We start from the raw sequence: 19,471 nt of genomic DNA on the forward strand, positions 1-19,471 counted from the left end.
TTATATATGCAGCTATCGGTAGTTATACCCTTACTTAACGAAAAAGAATCTTTACAAGAATTATATGACTGGCTCATACGTGTGATCTCAAAAGAGGGATATACGTATGAGCTTCTCTTTGTAGATGATGGCAGTACCGATGGTTCGTGGCAAAAAATAGAGGCATTAGCACTCCATAATCCTAATGTTAAGGGCATTTGCTTCAATCGCAACTACGGAAAAAGCCAGGCGCTCAACGCAGGTTTTCTAGCTGTTGAAGGAGATGTGGTTATCACAATGGACGCCGACTTACAAGATAGTCCTGATGAAATTCCTGAACTATACCGTCTTATTTCTGAAGAAGGTTACGATATTGTTTCCGGCTGGAAGAAAAAGCGCTACGATGCAGTTCTTACTAAAAACCTTCCATCCAAATTATTTAACGCTGCCGCGCGTAAAACCAGCGGACTCCAATTACACGATTTTAATTGCGGTCTTAAAGCTTATCGCAATGAGGTGGTTAAGAATATTGATGTCTACGGTGATATGCATCGCTACATTCCGCTACTTGCAAAAAACGCAGGATTCATCAACATTACCGAAAAACCGGTACAGCATCAGGCACGCAAATACGGTCAGACAAAATTTGGTGCAGATCGCTTTATTAAAGGATTTCTTGATCTCTTAACCATTTGGTTTACAACGCATTTTGCAAAGCGCCCCATGCATTTATTTGGCACGTTAGGCGCAATCATGTTTATCATTGGTTTTGGCCTCGCAGCTTATTTAGGGATCGATAAATTATTCATCAACCCAACCGCTCGGCTGTTAACGCAGCGTCCGCAATTTTACTTAGCACTCACCAGTATGATCATTGGAATGCAACTATTTATTGCAGGATTTCTTGGCGAACTCGTGCAACGCACCAAGCATGAACGACCTCGATATTTAATAAAAGACAAAAAGGGTTTTAACTAAAGCATACTCCATTTGAAATCCCTATTTTTGGTTCAATCAACTTTTTATAATCTATGAACTCTGAAATTATAGCTAAAGCCAAATCTTGGCTTTCTTCTACTTTTGATACGACAACTCAAGAAAAAGTACAACAACTAATCGATGCTAATGGTGACGAACTCAACGAGAGTTTTTACAAAAACCTAGAATTTGGTACCGGCGGAATGCGCGGTATTATGGGTGTGGGCACCAATCGCATTAATAAATATACGTTAGGTAAAAATACACAAGGCTTATCTAATTATTTAAAAGCAACGTTTAAGGGTGAAACACCTAAAGTAGCTATTGCTTATGATTGCCGCAACAATAGTAAAGAGCTGGCTCAGGTCGTAGCAGATGTATTTTCTGCAAACGATATTCAGGTTTATTTATTTAGTGATTTGAGACCAACTCCAGAGTTGAGTTTTGCGGTAAAACACTTAGAATGTCACTGCGGAATCGTATTAACAGCAAGCCATAATCCTCCCGAGTATAATGGTTATAAAGTGTATTGGCAAGATGGTGGGCAGTTAGTGCCACCTCAAGATTCAGAGATTGTTGCTGAGATTGAAAGTCTAGATTACGACGCTGTAAACTTTTCGGCAAAAAAAGAACATATAACCTACATTGACAAAGACGTTGATCAGGCTTTTATTGAAGCTTCGCTGAAAAATGGAAGCTTTACTGAACTTGATAAGCATCGCGATGACGTGACTATTGTGTTTACTCCGTTACACGGAACTTCAGTAACCATAATTCCAGATGTACTGAAGGACGCCGGATATAAAAATGTTCACGTTGTAGAAGAACAGCGCACTCCAAATGGAAATTTCCCAACGGTAAAATCTCCCAACCCGGAAGAGCCTGAAGCGCTTAAAATGGCGCTGGAACTAGCCGAAGAAAAAAATGCAGATATTGTAATTGGTACAGATCCTGACTGTGACCGTCTGGGTATTGCCGTACGCAACAACGAAGGCAAACTTCAACTTCTTAACGGAAATCAAACCATGGTTGTTATGACCGATTTCTTATTAGACCTGTATTTCTCTAAGAATAAAGCTAAAGGAAACGAATTCATAGGTTCTACGATTGTTTCTACGCCTATGATGGATGTTTTGGCAGAGTCTTACAATGTAGAATGTAAATTAGGCCTTACCGGTTTTAAATGGATCGCTAAAATGATCAAAGACCACCCTAATCAAAATTTCATTGGTGGTGGTGAAGAAAGTTTTGGGTATATGGTAGGTGATTTTGTGCGTGATAAAGACGCGGTTACCGCTACCCTACTCGCCTGCGAGATCGTAACTAAAGCTAAAAGCGAGGGTTCTTCTTTCTATAAAAAACTACAGGAACTTTATGTAAAACACGGTTTCTACAAAGAAGATTTGACATCATTGGTTAAAAAAGGAATCTCTGGTGCTGAAGAAATTAAACAAACGATGATTGATCTTCGTGAAAATCCGTTAACGACGATCAACGGGGAGCAAGTTGTGCAAATTGATGATTATGCATCTTCAAAATCGCTGAAAACAACTACCGGAGAATCTGTAGATATTACTATTCCTAAATCTAATGTTTTAATATACCACACTAAAGAAGGATCACGCATCGCTGCGCGTCCTAGTGGTACAGAACCAAAAATCAAGTTTTACATCAGCGTAAACGAATCTGTTGAAAGTCTTGACGCACTTGATACAACCGAAGAAAAGTTAGACGCTAAAATCGCCGGAATACGTAAAGAACTCGGCCTTTAAAAGTCGGTTTCTTACCAATAAATACACATCTGATGGAATCTTAAGCTAAACAAATATCGATTCCAGAAGAATTGAAGTAAATTCGCCTCATTATTTCTGTTTCACCAGAAATCAATGAGGCGAATTTTTTTAAACTCCTTTCCGGGAACTTTACTTTATGAATTACTTTAAACAAATCATGCAATTTGCAAGACCCTATAAAAAGTATGCGGTCTTAAATATTGTTTGCAACATTCTATATGCAATTTTTAGCACGTTGTCTTTTCTTGCGCTCATTCCGGTTATTGATATTTTATTTGATAAAAATAAGCGTATCAACGAATTACCGGTATGGGAAGGCTGGAGCGGTGTAAAAGACTACGTGTTCAATTCCTTTTATTATTACGTAAGTCAGCAAGTTGCAGACAACGAACTTTCGGCACTTGTTTTTATCTGTGCCATTGTGGTAGTATTGTTTTTTCTGAAGAATATCTTTGGCTATCTCGCTACGTTTTTCATAACTTTTTTACGTAATGGTGTAATGCGTGATGTGCGCGATGCGATCTATGATAAACTCTTAGAATTGCCGGTCGCTTATTTCTCTGAAAAGCGCAAAGGCGATACCATCTCAAGAATCACAGCAGATGTGCAAGAAGTTGAAGTTTCTTTTCTATCTATTTTAGAAATGGTGGTCCGCGAGCCGCTTACCATCATTTTTACCATTCTTGCGATGGTGGTGATCAGTGGTAAACTCACGTTGTTTGTGTTTGTGTTTTTACCAATTTCCGGGATCATTATCTCACGTATTGGGAAATCGCTTAAAAAACAATCTAATCAGGCGCAGGAAGAAAATGGTGCGTTTTTATCTATTGTTGAAGAAACGCTTTCGAGCCTCAAAATCATTAAAGGCTTTAATGGGGAAGATCAGTTTAGAGCGAAATTTAGAGCAAGTACCACACGACTGAACGGTATTCTAAACAGCTTGGTCAATCGTCAAAATCTAGCTTCTCCCACGAGTGAGTTCTTAGGAATTTTTGTGATTGTTGTGATCTTATGGTTTGGAGGCCAGATGGTACTTGTAGAAGGTTCACTAGAAGCTTCGCAATTCATTGCATTTTTAGGATTATCTTACCAGATCCTAACTCCTGCAAAACAAATTAGTAAAGCCTCTTATAGCGTTAAAAAAGGAAACGCCGCAGCAGAACGTATTCTTTCAGTCTTAAATACAGAAACGACTATCAAAGATGCTCCCGATGCACAAACTGCGCAAGAGTTTCAAGATGCGGTACATATTGAAAATGTTTCCTTTAAATATGAAGATGAGAATGTACTTACCAACTTTAACGCAGTGGTTCCTAAAGGTAAAACCATTGCATTGGTTGGACAAAGCGGTAGCGGTAAAAGTACCATCGCCAACCTTGTTACCCGCTTTTATGATGTAAATGAAGGCTCCATAAAGCTAGACGGAAAAAATATTAAGGAGCTCACAAAAGCTTCGGTACGGGCGCAAATGGGCTTAGTCACCCAAGACTCTATTCTTTTTAATGATACGGTACGCAACAACATTTTACTAGGTAAACCTGATGCCAGCGATGACGAGGTGATCGCTGCACTTAAAGTTGCCAATGCCTGGGAATTTGTAAGTGAGCTTCCACTACAATTAGATACCAATATTGGGGACAGCGGAAACAAACTAAGTGGTGGTCAAAAGCAACGTTTGTCAATAGCCCGCGCTGTATTGAAGAATCCGCCAATTATGATCCTTGACGAAGCAACTTCGGCATTAGATACCGAAAGCGAGCGTCTGGTTCAAAAAGCACTCGAAAATATGATGATGAATCGTACCTCTATTGTGATTGCGCACCGTCTTTCGACCATTCAAAATGCAGATCAGATCATTGTAATGCAAAAAGGTAAAATCGTAGAACAAGGTAAGCATCAAGAATTGCTCGCCTTAAACGGAACCTATAAAAAGCTGGTAGAAATGCAGTCTTTTGAGTAATTGGGTTATGGTATTGCAACACATAACCGTTTTAATACACAAGGTTACTAAACTAAAAAATCCGCATCATCTGATGCGGATTTTTTTATTGCTGTGAATGCTTTTGTTGGGTTTTTTAAACGCAGTTTAAAATCAACTTTAATACTTGGGGCAAAAAAGGATTTCAATGTTTTGGGCCTTTACAACAATATCAATTAACTCATTTACTATTATTAACCTTCCAAATATAGGTTCAATTTTTCGTTCAAACAAGAAATTAATGTATTTAATCTCGTTTTTATGCTTTTAATCGATTCTAATAATTTTTATTACTTGTAATTCTTAAAGGAATTATCTGTAAATTTCAAGATCTTGAGGCTTTAACTATTTTTTATCGTTTTGCTTTTAAACCATTGGATAAATAAATAGTCATACAAAGGTTACTAAAGAGCAGCATTGAATAATTTAGAAATCCATACCATCGAAAGTTTAAAATTTGAGGACTTAGTCTCTGAATACAAAGAGCGTTTGTATTGGCACATACGTCGCATGGTGATTTCTCATGATGACGCAGATGACGTGCTGCAAAACACCTTTATAAAAGTTTATAAAAACCTGCATAATTTTAATGGTGAGAGTCAAGTATACACCTGGCTTTACCGTATTGCAACGAATGAGAGCCTAACATTTATTAAAAAGAGAAAACGTACAACGCATATAAGTAATGAAGAGGTGCAAGAGAGTTTAGTTACTAATCTTACGAGTGACCCGTATTTTAATGGTGATGATGCGCAGCTTAAATTACAACAGGCGATAGACACGCTACCTACAAAACAAAAGCAGGTTTTTGTGATGAAGTATTTTGATGAATTGCAATACAATGAAATATCTGAAATATTAGGAACTTCAGAAGGAGCACTCAAAGCGAGCTACCATCACGCGGTAAAAAAGATAACAGAATACGTGACAGCACATTAAACCTTTTAAGACCAATAAAGTCTAAAAAAACGATGAAAAGCAAAAAAGAAAATAACAAGCAGCAGTTTAATATTCCTCTAGGCTACTTTGAGTCTTTTGAGAATAGGCTGCTTACTGAACTCAAATTTCAAGAGCTTTTCCCTAATAAAAATGATGGATTTAGCGTACCTGCACAATACTTTGAAAAAGTAGAACAGGTTATTCTCAATCAAAATAAGCCTAAAGGAAAGCTTGTTGAATATAATTTTAAAACTATAGCAGCTACAGTTGCGGCGATTGCAGCGGTGTTGCTTGTACTCTTTAATGTGGTGAATCCCATAGAAAAAGAAATGCAGTTTGACTCCCTTAGCATAACCAGTCTTGAAAACTACTTTGAAGAAGAAGAGCGTGTTCAAGACTACCTTTCTGCTGAAGAGTTGAGCACCATCGAGAATAGCACCTCGATATTTGATAACGAAACTGTGAGCGAAGAACTGATCTATGAGTATGTAGATCAAGACATTGTTCAGAGTTCGTTACTTGATCAATAAACAAAAAACTATGAAAAATTTAATAATCATTTTCGTGTTGTGTTTGGGTCTTAGTGGCCAGGCACAAAAGAAAGATAGACACGAGCAAATTAAGGCGCTTCGGGTTCCGTTTTTAACGGAAGAGCTGAATCTGACTCCTGCTGAAGCCGAAAAATTCTGGCCTATTTACAACACTTACGATTGTAAGATGGTGGATTTACGCTCTAGAGAACGCGCTCTATTTGAAGAAAAATTCTTTGAATCAGGCTCTAAAAAAAATCTGACGGAAAAAGAAGCCAACAAATTAATGGCTGAGTATAATGACATTCAAAGAAGCAAGTATGAGATTGAAAGTCAGTTGATGACTGATCTTACGCAAAAGCTTCCTGCTTCTAAAATGGTTTTCCTTCCGGAAGCCGAGCATAAATTTGGCAGAAAACTTTGGGAAGAATACAAAAAACGAAAAGGGAAAGACTAAACCTTTGATTCGCCTTCAAAACGATTTACCTATTGATTTATATATTTAGTTTTATTAGCGTTAAAACGAAAAATGCGACTCAAAAGAGTCGCATTTTTTTTGGCCTAGCGCTTAAACTTAAGCTTTGCTATCCTGTTGCTTCCTGCTGCGTAAGCGGTTGAATCGTTTAAGAAGCGTACCGTAAAAAAGCCTTCACTACTCAAGTTTTTCCAAGTGGCTCCTTGATCACTAGAATAGTCGATCCCTTCAAAGCCTATCGCCAACAATTCTTTGCCTTTAGTATTTGGAATAAACTGAATGCAGCTACGGTAGCCCGGTGCTGCCTTATCTGCTAGCAACGCCCAAGTCTTACCACCGTCGTGCGTGATCGCTTTATTTGCCTCGTTACCTTCTGCGTTGGTGTAATCCCCGCCGATTACTACCCCGGTATTTTCGTCATAAAAATCAATTGAATATCCACCGGTAGTTGAAGTTCCTTGTTTTAATGGGGTGTCAAATACTTCCCAGGTTTTTCCTTTGTCACCGGTATGCAAAACCCTTGATTTCATTCCGCCGGTGATGATCCATGCGTTATTCTCATACACAGCAATATTAGAATTGCTTGCTGCAAACGCCGCTTCCCCTTCCGCTGCTTCAGGTAAGATATCGCAAGAAACCTTAGTCCACGTATTCCCTCCATCTCGAGTAATGATTATTGAGATACAATTTTCAGTAGGATCTCCCATAGCTATTCCTTCTTGATCATTCCAGAAGGTCATAGAGTCGTAAAAAGCTTTAGGATCATTTTCTTCATAAACCAATTCCATAGCACCGGAATCTCCAGTTTTGTACAACAACGCCGGACTTTCAATACTGAGCATAAAGAAATCTTCAGCAGTATGCGCAACTGCTCTAAAGCTAGGCGTTACACTATCCCGTTTCATTACCGCTGTATTCCAAACTTTAGTAGTAGGATTATACAAACCGTATTTTCCATTAGAGCCTGCAAAAGCAACGCTGCCATCATCAAGAATTTCGAGCGCTCTCACACTTACCGAATCTTCATAAATACGTTCTATTTCAACGGTTTGAATCGCAGTCAATTCTTTAGGTTCTGGAGTATTTTTACAACCAAAAACTGCTAAACTGAGCGCCACTCCTAATAAATATCTCATAGATTTAAAATTTTCTCGAATTTAAAACTATTCCTTTTTAATCCTGTACCTTTGCGCGCATTTTAAAAACATTTGTTATGCGTTTACATCGCAATCTGGTTTTTGCTGTTATTGATGGCTTAATCGAAATTTTTAATGATGGCGGCTATGCTGATAAGGTCATTGCTAAACAACTGAAGCGCGACAAACGCTGGGGTTCTCGCGACCGCAGTTTTATCGCAGAAACCACTTATGACATCGTAAGATGGAAACGACTTTATGCAGAAATCGCTGATGTAAAAGAGCCTTTTGAGCGTAAAGATCTTTGGCGCCTATTTGCGGTGTGGTGTACGCTACGCGGAATAAAATTGCCAGACTGGCATCAGTTTGAAGAAACTCCTACCCGAAGAATTAAAGGGCGTTTTGACGAATTATCGAACACTCGAAAATTTAGAGAATCTATTCCTGATTGGTTAGATGCGCTTGGCGAAAAAGAACTAGGCGACAAGTGGGATGCAGAAATCGCTGCTTTAAATAAGCAAGCTCCCGTTGTTTTGCGCGTAAACCGTTTAAAATCTGATATCGGTGCGTTGCAAACCGCTTTAGCCGAAGAAGGCCACGAGACCGAAAATATAAAACCTTACAAAGACGCGCTTCAATTACAGGAACGCGGCAATGTTTTTACTACTGAAGCCTTTAAAAACGGACTCTTTGAAGTACAGGATGCTTCTTCACAATTGGTGGCGCCATATCTTGACGTCGAGCCGGGAATGCGCGTGGTAGACACTTGCGCAGGTGCTGGTGGTAAAACCCTGCATCTCGCTGCACAAATGGATAACAAAGGTCAGTTGATTGCACTTGACATCTACGGAAATAAGCTAAAAGAGCTCAAGCGTCGTGCGCGCCGTGCAGGAGCTTTTAATATTGAAACACGAGTGATCGATTCAACTAAGGTTATTAAAAAGCTTCACAATTCGGCAGATCGTGTACTTATTGATGCGCCGTGTACGGGACTTGGTGTTTTAAGCCGTAACCCGGATGCCAAATGGAAACTACAACCGGATTTCGTTGAAAAAATTCAGGCGACGCAGCAAAGCATTTTAAAAGACTATTCTAAGATCGTTAAACCCGGTGGAAAAATGGTTTATGCAACCTGCTCTATTCTACCTTCAGAAAATCAAGAACAGATCAAAAAATTCCTAAAAACTGAGGAAGGAAGCGATTTTAGTATTGAAAAGCAGAAAACCGTATTATCTAGCGAAAGCGGTTATGACGGCTTTTATATGTGCTTAATGGTCAAAAAAGACAAAGCCTAGCTACTGAAAACAATAGCATTTTAAAGCCTTAAAAGATTCATCTTTTAAGGCTTTTCTTTTTTGTAGCTACGGAGAAGGTTCATTTTTCAGTTATCAACAAAAAGAGGCTTTTTTCTGTTGAATTTTGTTTCAATCCAAGCGTGTTTCTAACCGTTAAAAATCCTTAAATTTGTGGCTCCTTAGTAAAAGCACTATGATTCATTTTTTCGGTTCACAAGACACCAAAATTTACGCAGTTCAAGCTAAAGCTGAACTTTCAGAAGAAACTACAAATAAGCTCATCTGGCTTTTTGGCAACCAGCCTAAAATAGAAGCGTCTGCAATTGACGCTTTTTTTATTGGTCCGCGTGCGACGATGATCACACCCTGGAGTACCAATGCCGTTGAGATCACCCAAAATATGGGAATTGAAGGCATTATAAGAATTGAAGAATTTGTAGCCGGAAAGGCCGAATTTGACCCGATGCTTTCGCAGGAATACAGCAAGCTCGATCAGGAAATTTATACTATTGATATCGAGCCTGAAGACATTAAGGCTATTGAAGATATTCAAACCTATAATGAGCAGGAAGGTTTAGCCTTAAGTAAAGAAGAAGTAGCGTATCTAGAAAGTGTTGCGGAGCGCATTGGCCGACCGCTTACCGACTCTGAAGTGTTTGGTTTCAGTCAGGTGAATTCAGAGCATTGCCGCCACAAGATCTTCAACGGAACATTTGTGATTAATGGAAAAACAATGCCCTCTTCCCTATTCAAGATGATCCGTAAAACTTCCGAAGCAAATCCGAATGAGATTGTTTCGGCTTACAAAGACAACGTGGCTTTTGTTAAAGGTCCTAAAGCGACGCAGTTTGCTCCTGCAACGGCAGATAAACCTGATTTTTATACCGAAAAAGAATTTGACAGTGTGCTTTCGCTTAAAGCGGAAACCCACAATTTCCCTACCACCGTTGAGCCTTTTAATGGTGCAGCGACTGGTGCCGGTGGTGAAATTCGCGACCGTTTGGCAGGTGGTCAAGGTTCGCTTCCACTCGCAGGGACAGCAGTTTATATGACTGCCTATTCTCGTCTTAAAGAAGAACGTCCTTGGGAAGATGCGATGCCGGCGCGCAAATGGTTATACCAGACGCCCATTGATATTTTGATCAAAGCCTCAAATGGAGCTTCAGATTTTGGAAACAAATTTGGCCAACCACTTATCGCAGGTTCGGTGCTTACTTTTGAGCACGATGAAGCCGGAAGAAAACTCGGTTTTGATAAAGTGATTATGCAAGCCGGTGGAATTGGCTACGGCAAGAAACAACAAGCTTTAAAAGAAAAACCGGAAACCGGAGATAAAATTGTAATTCTTGGTGGTGATAACTACCGTATTGGTATGGGCGGTGCTGCGGTATCTTCAGCAGACACAGGTGCATTTAGCTCAGGAATTGAGTTGAATGCAATCCAACGTTCTAATCCTGAAATGCAAAAACGTGCGGCTAATGCCATCCGTGGAATGGTAGAAAGTGATGAGAATACCATCGTTTCTATTCACGATCACGGTGCCGGTGGTCACTTGAACTGTCTTTCTGAATTGGTTGAAGAAACTGGTGGATTGATCGATCTTGATAAATTGCCGGTGGGTGATCCTACCCTTTCGGCTAAAGAAATAATCGGTAATGAGTCGCAGGAACGTATGGGTCTTGTGATAGGTGCCGAACAAATTAAAACTTTAAAAACAATCGCAGATCGCGAGCGCTCCCCAATGTACGAAGTGGGCGACGTAACTGGCGATCACCGTTTCACGTTCAAGTCGGCCACTACCGGTGCTGCGCCAATGGATTTGGCGATGAACGATATGTTTGGCAGCTCGCCAAAAACAGTAATGGTTGATACTAAAATCCATCGTATTTACAGCGATGTTTCTTACTCTTTAGAAAACTTCCACGAGTATTTAGAAAATGTATTGCAGCTGGAAGCAGTTGCTTGTAAAGACTGGTTGACCAATAAAGTTGACCGTTGTGTAGGTGGTCGTGTGGCAAAACAACAATGTGTTGGTTCACTGCAACTTCCGCTGAATAATGTGGGTGTGATGGCACTTGATTTTAAATCTTCAAACGGAATTGCTACTTCTATTGGGCATTCTCCCGTAAGCGGATTGATCGACCCTGTTGCCGGAAGTAAAAACAGTATCGCAGAAGCCCTTACCAACATTGTGTGGGCGCCGCTGGAAAAAGGTTTAAAATCGGTTTCGCTTTCTGCAAACTGGATGTGGCCGTGTAATAATGCAGGTGAAGATGCGCGTTTGTACGAGGCGGTTGAAGCTGTTTCAGAATTTGCGATCGCTTTAGGAATCAATGTTCCTACCGGAAAAGATTCCTTATCAATGAAACAAAAATATCCTGAAGGTGACGTACTTGCTCCGGGAACAGTTATTATTTCTGCGGCAGGAAGCTGTGATGATATCAACCGCGTGGTTGAACCTGTTCTAGATGCTGAAGCAGGATCGATCTACTACCTAAATTTATCTCAAGATAACTTTAAATTGGGCGGTTCTTCGTTTGCTCAAATTCAGAATAAAGTGGGAATGGAAGCACCAAGCATTAAAGACGATGCTGCTTTTGCTACCGCTTTCGATACCTTACAAAGCCTAATTAGAAAGGATCTTGTAGCAGCCGGTCACGATGTGGCTTCGGGCGGATTGATCACAACGCTCTTAGAATTGTGTTTTGCTGAAAACAAACTGGGTGCTTCAGTTGATTTTTCTACATTTACGGAACAAGATATCATCAAAATCTTATTTGCTGAAAATGCTGGTGTAGTCGTTCAAGCAACTAATGATGCTGCTTTTGAAGCCGCCTTGGCTGAAAACAAAGTGGAATTCTTTAAAATAGGTTCGACTAATACTTCAGACGAATTATTGATCAAAAAAGATTCGGTAGAAATTGGTTTAAATATTCCGTCATTGCGAAGAAAATGGTTTGAAACTTCTTATTTATTAGATCAGAAACAAACGGCTAATGGATTGGCTGAAGATCGTTACAACAACTTTGATCAGCAAGATTTGAAGTTTGAATTTCCGAAGCATTTCACCGGAATCAGGCCAACAATTGATGCTTCTAAACCAAGACCTAAAGCGGCGATCTTACGTGAAAAGGGAAGTAACTCAGAACGCGAAATGGCCAATGCGATGTACCTCGCAGGTTTTGATGTAAAAGACGTACATATGACCGATTTGATCACCGGTCGTGAAACGCTTGAAGATATTCAGTTTATTGGTGCTGTGGGTGGTTTCTCCAACTCAGATGTTTTAGGTTCGGCAAAAGGTTGGGCCGGAGCTTTCTTATATAATGAAAAAGCTAATAAGGCATTAAAAGATTTCTTCGCACGCCCCGATACACTTTCGGTAGGAATCTGTAACGGTTGTCAACTTTTTGTTGAATTAGACCTGATCAATCCGGAACACGACGAAAAGCCAAAAATGCTGCATAACGATTCGCACAAGCACGAAAGTGGCTTCACCAGTGTGCAGATTCAGAAGAACGATTCGGTGATGCTTTCTACGTTAGAAGGTGCTACTCTTGGGGTTTGGATCTCTCACGGAGAAGGAAAATTTGAACTTCCACTTAGCGAAAAAGAATACAACATTGTGGCTAAATATGGCTATGATGCGTATCCTGCAAATCCTAACGGAAGTAGCTACAACACCGCAATGATGACTGATAAAACCGGACGTCATTTGGTAACAATGCCGCACATTGAACGCTCTATCTTTCAATGGAACTGGGCAAACTACCCAAAAGGACGCAAAGATGAAGTAAGTCCGTGGATCGAAGCTTTTGAAAATGCCCGCAAGTGGATTGAGAAGCATTAGTTCAACAAAATTAAATGACAGGTCTGAGCCGTAAACATACTGGTATTCGCATATTTTGGGGGCTTATTGCGCTCTATATGCTCAATATTTGTGTAGACAGCCCAGACCTGTTTCCTAATCGCGCTGAAAATTTAAATTATAATGATCAGGAAAGTGTTATAGAATTAGTTGTTGAGCAAGTTCTAGATCTTGGTGATATTATTCCTGAATACGACGACAATGATGCTGAAGAACACACTTCTTCTAAAACTTCGGTAAATCTGGATCACTTTATCGTTGACGAATCGGCAATTGCATTTCAGCAGAATTTCAGTCTTTTAAAAAAACAGAATACGCTTTTTGCCTTAGAAAACTTCTGCACTTTATCACTGGAAGTTGACGCTCCACCACCCCAATCTTAATTTGTTTATACCGCATTATTGAACACCTCAGCACCTGAGGTGCATTCTCATATTCAATACATTCATAAAACAAATTAAAATGAAACACTTACCATTAGTGCTGCTCATGGCAGTACTCACACACTATACATATGCTCAAGAAACCGAGCCTAATGCTATTAAAGACAGCTTATATATTGCTGAAGTTGAAGGAAGCCAAGAGCCTTTAAAAATTCTACATGCCGAACCGCTGTACATCGACCTAATTCGAGATTTAGGGGCTCGTAAAGGAGAAAAAGAATGGAATATTGGTCTAAGCCTTACCGATCGCGATCGTTATGATGAATATCTGGCTCTTGTAGAATATGAATGGGCGCCCGCAGACCGATTGGGTTTAGAAATTGAATTGCCTTTCTCTTTACATTACCCAATTGGAGAAAATGGTGACGCACCCGGAAACCGTTTGAACAGCATCAAGATCGCTGGTCAATACACGTTTTGGGTTTCTGAAAAGCACAAAACAAGTATGGCGTTTGGCTACATTCAAGAGTTCGAACTCACAAATTTTAATAACTATGGCGCAGGGAAATTGTTTACCGGTAATGTCTATAATCCGTTTTTTATTGCTGCTAAAAGAATAGGGTCTAATTTTCACAGTTTGATCTATACAGGACCCGCGATTGCCCATCACTTTAGCGACGGAGCAGTTCACACCAGTTGGCAGATCAATAGCAATATTCATTATATGATTTCGGGAACCCGAAATTTTATAGGTCTTGAGTTTAATAAGGAATTCAACCAAGGTGATTTTGACATGACTATAAGACCGCAGTTGCGGCTTGATGTAGCCGAAAACTTATTAATAGGTATTGTAACGGGTATTCCCATTAAAAGAGAAACCGAGCGCTTTAGTTCGTTTTTACGCTTGATCTATGAGCCCGGGCATTAAGGAATTTGGCAAAGCAAACTATCTTATGAGATCGAACCTTTAAGCAGCTTCAATAAAAAAGCCCGGTGTTACCGGGCTTTCATTACTGCAGTTCTACTATATTCTAATTTTGATCCCCAGATCCTAAATTAGGGTTAGCATCAATTTCTGCTTGAGGTATTTTGAAAATCCAATCATCGTTAAGTGATGGTCTTTCAATTTGGTAAGATTGCTGATAAAGAACCTCTGAAGCTCCGGAACCACCGTCAGCTGCATGGTCAATACCATCATCCCATCTTATATGATTTGTATAACCAAAACCTTCGCCCCACATTTCTAATTTCCATTGAAATTTTAAATGTTCGAGAAAGCTTTCAGCCGTAGGATAATCAGTGGCTTCCCAAGATGAATCTCGCGCTTCTGCTAGAGGTTGTAAAGCCTCTCTAGCATCTGTTAAATTGTTCATCATAAGTTCTGCTTCTGCTTCAATCAAATACATTTCTGACGAGCGCATATAGATCACATCATCAGGATCAATAGTACCCGGATTAGCTTGTTTAAGTTTAAACTGCATATACGGATGTAAATTATGACCGGCAACTAAACCATACACAGCTTTTATACTATCTACCGCAGCATCAAACTCTTCTTCCGTAGGATATAAAGGATTGGTATTATTTGAAAATCCACCATTACCATTTGCCGCTGAAGTGTTAGTATTAGGAGCATCTGGAAGAAAAACATCTTTTCTATAATCTGTTTCAGGAATAGCATCTACCATTCTTCTATCAGCTATTTTAGGGTTATTTCTAATTTGGCTACCGTTAAAAGTGTTACTCGCCAGATAAAAATAAGATCTGAAGAAAGTAGTTTCCGTAGCGATCACATTACTACCCCAAATCACTTCTGATAAGGTATTTGTATTAAATCCTGATTTCCATTCATCTTCAGAAAGTAAAGGAAATCCGTCGCGTGCAGCCACGGCAGCATCAGCTGCGGTTTGCCAATCTCCTTTTGATAACGCACAACGCGCAAGTAAACCATAGGCTGCATTGATGCTCAATTGCGCTTTTGCTGCTGCACCTCCAACGCTAGGAGCTTCACTATCTTGAAAAGCAGTTATTGCTGCATCTAAGTCAGACTCAATCTGATCATAAATTTCTTGAACCGTTGATCTGGGTTCACTTGTAAAAGGCGACTCTGATGAAAACAATAACGGTACCCCTGGATCTGATGCCGGATTGCCAATTAAATATCCTTTAGCATAATGCTGCACTAAAGAAAGGTATGCATAAGCTCTGTACGTGTACGCTTGACCAAGAATATTTCTGAGCCTTGCTGTTTCGGTCAGTGCTCCACCTTCGATCTCGTTGATCAACAAATTGGCGTGTAATATGATATTATATCTGTGGTACCAAAGTAAACTTGATGTTAGAGATGTTTCTTGAGTATGCTCATTCCATTGCATTACGGAACGCCATGATAAATTATTGGCATTAGCAGAATGAATCAAATCACCGGTCAAGTTATCGCCCATAGGCACCCAATAGTGATTATTGGCACGAGCTGTATTTCCGCCAGGAAAAACAGTTTGAGATTGCGAGTACAATCCGCGGTGTATTCCATTTAAAACAAGCTGCATATTTTCTTCACTGGCCAAAGCATCAGCAGAAGAAATCGCATCTGTTGGAGTTCGCTCTAAAAAGTCTTCTTGACAAGATAGAATGGGTATTGTAAGCAATACTACTAGTATATATTTAAGTCTATTTTTCATATTATTATTTTTTTAGAAGGATAGATTTAAACCAAGTGAAACAATTCTAGAAGGAGAAAAATCATTTGCTGATGGTGTCCCTGCTAGGTTATACTGAGGATCTAAACCTTTTCTTTTACTTTTTAGATATAAATTCTCACCTGTAATTGAAACTCGAAGAGCATCTAGCCCTAAGGTATTAGTTACCGAATCTCCAAAATTATAGCTGAAGCTTACATTTCTTAAAGCCCAGAAAGAAGCGTCTGTAAGGAATCGTTCAGATTGAGTACGCACAAGGTCTACGTTACCATTTTCAAGTCGTGGCACACTGGTGACATCGCCGGGCGCTCTCCAAGCATTAAGAATATCTGGATGAAAAGACCTTCCATACGTACCGCTATGCATCATAGAAGAGTAACCGTTATCTAATACTTTACCTCCTATCCCATAAGTGATCAAGAAGTTTAAATTAAACCCTTTATAGCTAAAACTATTAGACACAGAACCCAGCAAATCAGGGATAGAAGAATCTCCTGTATAGGCTCTTTCTGTTTCTTCCCAATCGTTAGTGGTGGCAATTTCACCGGTAGTTTCGTCAATTACAGGAACGCTTTCACCATCTTCATTCTGCTCGTATAATAAAAACAATTGATCTCCTGTCTCAGGATCAACACCTGCAGTTCTCAAGAGAAAGAAATCAAATCTTGAACGCCCTTCAACCCAGCGCTTACTTCCGTTGATAAAAGGATCTGGTAAACTAGTGATCTCGTTTTTAAATGTTGAAGCTTGAAGCGTCATATCCCATCTAAAATCATTGCGATTCACCAGATGTCCGGTTAATGCAAATTCAAATCCGGAGTTATACATATCCCCTAGGTTCACCGGTACTTGATTTAAACCGTTACTAGGTGAAATAGGCAGGTTGTAAAGTAAGTCACTTGAATTTTTCTTGTAGTACTCAATAGATCCTTCAAGAAAGTTGTTAAATAACCCAAATTCTAAGGCTACATCAAAGTTCTCAATTGTTTCCCATTGCAATGCAGCATTCCCAATATCTGTAAATAACAAAGCAGGAGCTCCGGCATTAGAGGTTATAGAGAAGCGTGCTTGAGATAAATAGCTGTCAAATAGATCATCATTACCAACTTCACCATAAGAAGCTCTTACTTTCAATTTGTTGATAAATGAAACATCTTGCATAAAGTTTTCTTGATCTATGCGCCAAGAACCACCCACAGAGTAAAAGGTACCCCAACGGCTATCTGTTTGAAAAACTGAAGATCCATCTCGTCTCGCTGAAGCACTCAAGTAATATTTATTTTTATAGTTATAATTTGTTCTTAAGAAATAACCTTCAATTCCCTTATCAAAGGTCGCTCCACCTAGATCTACAATATTTGAGAAATTTGCAAATTCATAAATACCATTAGCAGCTTGAACAGTTGCTAATCCATTTAAGCTTGAAATTGATCTATCATAACTTTCGTGACCAGCGGTAATATCAACATTATGATCTCCAAAACTTTTTTGATAAGTCAAAAGTTGATTGAAGTTCTCTATTTCTCTTCTCGCGCGGTCTTCGCTTAACCTTCCGTCAGGTTGCGCATCACCAATGATCGCGTTCTCATATTCACGCTCAAACAATTCATTAATATCACGACCATAGTTTAGCTTAAAACTTAAGCCGTCAAAGATTTCCCACTCTCCATAAAATCTGAAACCATAGGTATTATCTCTATCGCTTTCATTGTTTAATAACAATTCTTGTAATGCATGGCGCCCTTGGTTTACAGGTCTGGAACCAATATTAAATTCAGCATAACCCTCACCATTATCAAACACAGGATTTCCGAAGTCATCCAAAACGATATCACCATTCAAATCATTCACATATACAGGGTATATAGATCCTATACCTCTGGCAAAACTAAATGGGTTTACAATGCTTCCGCTTCCTGCCGAACTTGGGCCGCGAGCTTCTGAAAGCGTAATGTTAGCACTACCTCCAATTTTAATATTATCACTCACATCAAAATCAGCATTTAACCTTGCTGTTAAACGATCAAAGCCCGAGGTTACTACATAACTTTCTTCATCTAAGTAAGAAGCAGAGAAGAAAACGGTATGATCATCACCACCTCCAGAAATATTCACATTATAATTAGTTCTGTAACCGGTTTGCTGTAATTCTTCAAACCAATCTAAACTTTTATAGATTACCTGAGCATTAGGATTTAATTGGCCATTGGTATTTACAATTTGATCATTGGGCACATTAAATGGATTGTATCCTAATTGATTGTATATGTTATCACTAGCAAACTGAGGATCTCCTCCACCGGCACTCGAATTTTTAAAAGCTTCCCACATACTCTCGTAATATTGACCAGGTGAAAGCTGATCATATTGACCAATACTATTGGTTACAAAACCAGACTGTGCAGAAGCAGTTACTCGTAGCGCTCCCTTTTTACCTCTTTTTGTAGTAATAATAACTACACCGTTAGCTGCTCGAGAACCGTATAATGAGGTAGACGCCGCATCTTTTAAAATCGTAAGTGATTCAATATCCTCTTGATTTATGGTGTTTAAAGCTCCTTCATACTGAATCCCATCTACGATGTATAGCGGATCTGTATCTCCATTTAAAGTACCTACACCGCGAATAACAATATTAGGAGAAGCACCGGGACCGGCTGCAGATGTAAATTGCACACCGGTAGCATTACCTTCGATCGCTGCGATTGGCGAAGTAACGTTTCGTTGTTGTAATTCGGCCTGCCCTACCACGTTAGCCGAACCGGTAAAAGCTTCTTTAGTACTGGTTCCATAAGCGGTGACAATAACCTCATCTAATGATTCTGAATCTGCCTCTAGAGAAAACATGATCTCAGATGCATTCCCAACAATTTTATTGATGGTTTTAAAACCTACATAAGACACCGTCAATGTTTCATCAGGAGCTACAGAGATAGAAAATTTACCATCAAAATCAGTCTGAGTTCCTCTTGAAGTTCCGGCAACTAGCACTGAGGCTCCCGGTAATGGAAGACCATCTTCTGCTGTCACCACAGTTCCTTGCACAGTTTTTTGCTGAGCAAAACTAAATTGTATTCCAAAGCAAAATACCAAGAATACAGTGAGTAATTTTTTTTCATTCATTGATTTATGTTTTTGATTTAAAGCAATATTATTTTTTTGTTAAAATTATACAAATCCTAACCCTACCCCTTCAGTAGGTTTTTAAATCGATTTACCTTCAAGTGCGAGGGGCTTTGAAAAATTCTATATATCTCCTCAAGGGTTTGTAGGAAGTACATAAGGGAATTAAGCTTGTGGTTTTACTTAACCGACTAAAATGTTCGGTTAGCTAAAAAACTTTAACATTTCTAAGGGTTATTTATTTTATTTCTAAACCATTGTATCTGCAGCACATTAAGAAATACTAGAGAGAGAA

The 19,471-nt window shown here is 39.3% G+C and carries 13 protein-coding genes; 10 read left to right on the forward strand and 3 right to left on the reverse strand.

What is annotated here, in order from left to right; translation table 11 throughout:
• The first annotated feature begins 6 nt into the window (after positions 1–6).
• From LDL79_RS00100 to LDL79_RS00125, 6 genes are all read left to right on the forward strand, one after another.
• Positions 7–957 carry a glycosyltransferase family 2 protein gene (locus LDL79_RS00100; RefSeq protein ID WP_225598656.1) on the forward strand — a complete coding sequence of 317 codons (951 nt, stop codon included), beginning with the start codon at positions 7–9 and terminating at the stop codon, positions 955–957.
• Positions 958–1,010: 53 nt separating this feature from the next.
• Entirely contained in the window at positions 1,011–2,729 is a 1,719-nt protein-coding gene (locus LDL79_RS00105) for a phospho-sugar mutase (RefSeq protein WP_225598657.1), read from the forward strand.
• Positions 2,730–2,886: 157 nt separating this feature from the next.
• Positions 2,887–4,710 carry an ABC transporter ATP-binding protein gene (locus LDL79_RS00110; RefSeq protein WP_225598658.1) on the forward strand — a complete coding sequence of 608 codons (1,824 nt, stop codon included), beginning with the start codon at positions 2,887–2,889 and terminating at the stop codon, positions 4,708–4,710.
• Between the two features lie 435 nt (positions 4,711–5,145).
• Complete coding sequence (locus LDL79_RS00115) at positions 5,146–5,667, forward strand: RNA polymerase sigma factor (protein WP_072982434.1); 522 nt, start codon at positions 5,146–5,148, stop codon at positions 5,665–5,667.
• A gap of 32 nt (positions 5,668–5,699) precedes the next feature.
• A complete protein-coding gene (locus tag LDL79_RS00120) occupies positions 5,700–6,197 on the forward strand; it encodes a hypothetical protein (protein WP_072982436.1) in 498 nt (165 codons plus the stop codon).
• 10 nt (positions 6,198–6,207) lie between these two features.
• Complete coding sequence (locus tag LDL79_RS00125) at positions 6,208–6,654, forward strand: hypothetical protein (RefSeq protein ID WP_128755673.1); 447 nt, start codon at positions 6,208–6,210, stop codon at positions 6,652–6,654.
• A 104-nt stretch (positions 6,655–6,758) separates the two neighbouring features.
• Here LDL79_RS00125 and LDL79_RS00130 read toward each other — a convergent pair whose 3' ends face one another.
• A complete protein-coding gene (locus tag LDL79_RS00130) occupies positions 6,759–7,808 on the reverse strand; it encodes a WD40/YVTN/BNR-like repeat-containing protein (RefSeq protein WP_225598659.1) in 1,050 nt (349 codons plus the stop codon).
• A 77-nt stretch (positions 7,809–7,885) separates the two neighbouring features.
• Here LDL79_RS00130 and LDL79_RS00135 point away from each other — a divergent pair, with 77 nt between their 5' ends.
• The 4 genes from LDL79_RS00135 (at position 7,886) to LDL79_RS00150 (ending at position 14,282) form a co-directional block, all read left to right on the forward strand.
• A complete protein-coding gene (locus LDL79_RS00135; protein ID WP_225598660.1) occupies positions 7,886–9,103 on the forward strand; it encodes an RsmB/NOP family class I SAM-dependent RNA methyltransferase in 1,218 nt (405 codons plus the stop codon).
• Between the two features lie 193 nt (positions 9,104–9,296).
• Positions 9,297–12,953, forward strand: a complete 3,657-nt coding sequence (purL, locus tag LDL79_RS00140) for a phosphoribosylformylglycinamidine synthase (RefSeq protein ID WP_225598661.1) — start codon at positions 9,297–9,299, stop codon at positions 12,951–12,953.
• Between the two features lie 14 nt (positions 12,954–12,967).
• A complete protein-coding gene (locus LDL79_RS00145; RefSeq protein WP_225598662.1) occupies positions 12,968–13,354 on the forward strand; it encodes a hypothetical protein in 387 nt (128 codons plus the stop codon).
• 79 nt (positions 13,355–13,433) lie between these two features.
• Complete coding sequence (locus LDL79_RS00150; protein WP_225598663.1) at positions 13,434–14,282, forward strand: HAEPLYID family protein; 849 nt, start codon at positions 13,434–13,436, stop codon at positions 14,280–14,282.
• A 103-nt stretch (positions 14,283–14,385) separates the two neighbouring features.
• Here the strand turns inward: LDL79_RS00150 and LDL79_RS00155 are convergent, their stop codons facing one another.
• Positions 14,386–16,035 (reverse strand): RagB/SusD family nutrient uptake outer membrane protein, encoded by a 1,650-nt coding sequence (locus LDL79_RS00155; RefSeq protein WP_225598664.1) that lies wholly within the window; start codon positions 16,033–16,035, stop codon positions 14,386–14,388.
• A gap of 12 nt (positions 16,036–16,047) precedes the next feature.
• Entirely contained in the window at positions 16,048–19,176 is a 3,129-nt protein-coding gene (locus tag LDL79_RS00160; protein WP_225598665.1) for a SusC/RagA family TonB-linked outer membrane protein, read from the reverse strand.
• Positions 19,177–19,471 lie beyond the last annotated feature (295 nt).

Origin of the sequence: Leeuwenhoekiella palythoae, from assembly GCF_020310025.1 — a bacterium.
Taxonomy (GTDB): Bacteria; Bacteroidota; Bacteroidia; order Flavobacteriales; family Flavobacteriaceae; genus Leeuwenhoekiella; species Leeuwenhoekiella palythoae.

Coding starts and splice junctions, on each gene's coding strand:
- LDL79_RS00100 (WP_225598656.1), top strand. CDS start 7: ATGCAGCTATCGGTAGTTATACCCTTACTTAACGAAAAAGAATCTTTA.
- LDL79_RS00105 (WP_225598657.1), top strand. CDS start 1,011: ATGAACTCTGAAATTATAGCTAAAGCCAAATCTTGGCTTTCTTCTACT.
- LDL79_RS00110 (WP_225598658.1), top strand. CDS start 2,887: ATGAATTACTTTAAACAAATCATGCAATTTGCAAGACCCTATAAAAAG.
- LDL79_RS00120 (WP_072982436.1), top strand. CDS start 5,700: ATGAAAAGCAAAAAAGAAAATAACAAGCAGCAGTTTAATATTCCTCTA.
- LDL79_RS00125 (WP_128755673.1), top strand. CDS start 6,208: ATGAAAAATTTAATAATCATTTTCGTGTTGTGTTTGGGTCTTAGTGGC.
- LDL79_RS00130 (WP_225598659.1), bottom strand. CDS start 7,808: ATGAGATATTTATTAGGAGTGGCGCTCAGTTTAGCAGTTTTTGGTTGT.
- LDL79_RS00135 (WP_225598660.1), top strand. CDS start 7,886: ATGCGTTTACATCGCAATCTGGTTTTTGCTGTTATTGATGGCTTAATC.
- purL (WP_225598661.1), top strand. CDS start 9,297: ATGATTCATTTTTTCGGTTCACAAGACACCAAAATTTACGCAGTTCAA.
- LDL79_RS00145 (WP_225598662.1), top strand. CDS start 12,968: ATGACAGGTCTGAGCCGTAAACATACTGGTATTCGCATATTTTGGGGG.
- LDL79_RS00150 (WP_225598663.1), top strand. CDS start 13,434: ATGAAACACTTACCATTAGTGCTGCTCATGGCAGTACTCACACACTAT.
- LDL79_RS00155 (WP_225598664.1), bottom strand. CDS start 16,035: ATGAAAAATAGACTTAAATATATACTAGTAGTATTGCTTACAATACCC.
- LDL79_RS00160 (WP_225598665.1), bottom strand. CDS start 19,176: ATGAATGAAAAAAAATTACTCACTGTATTCTTGGTATTTTGCTTTGGA.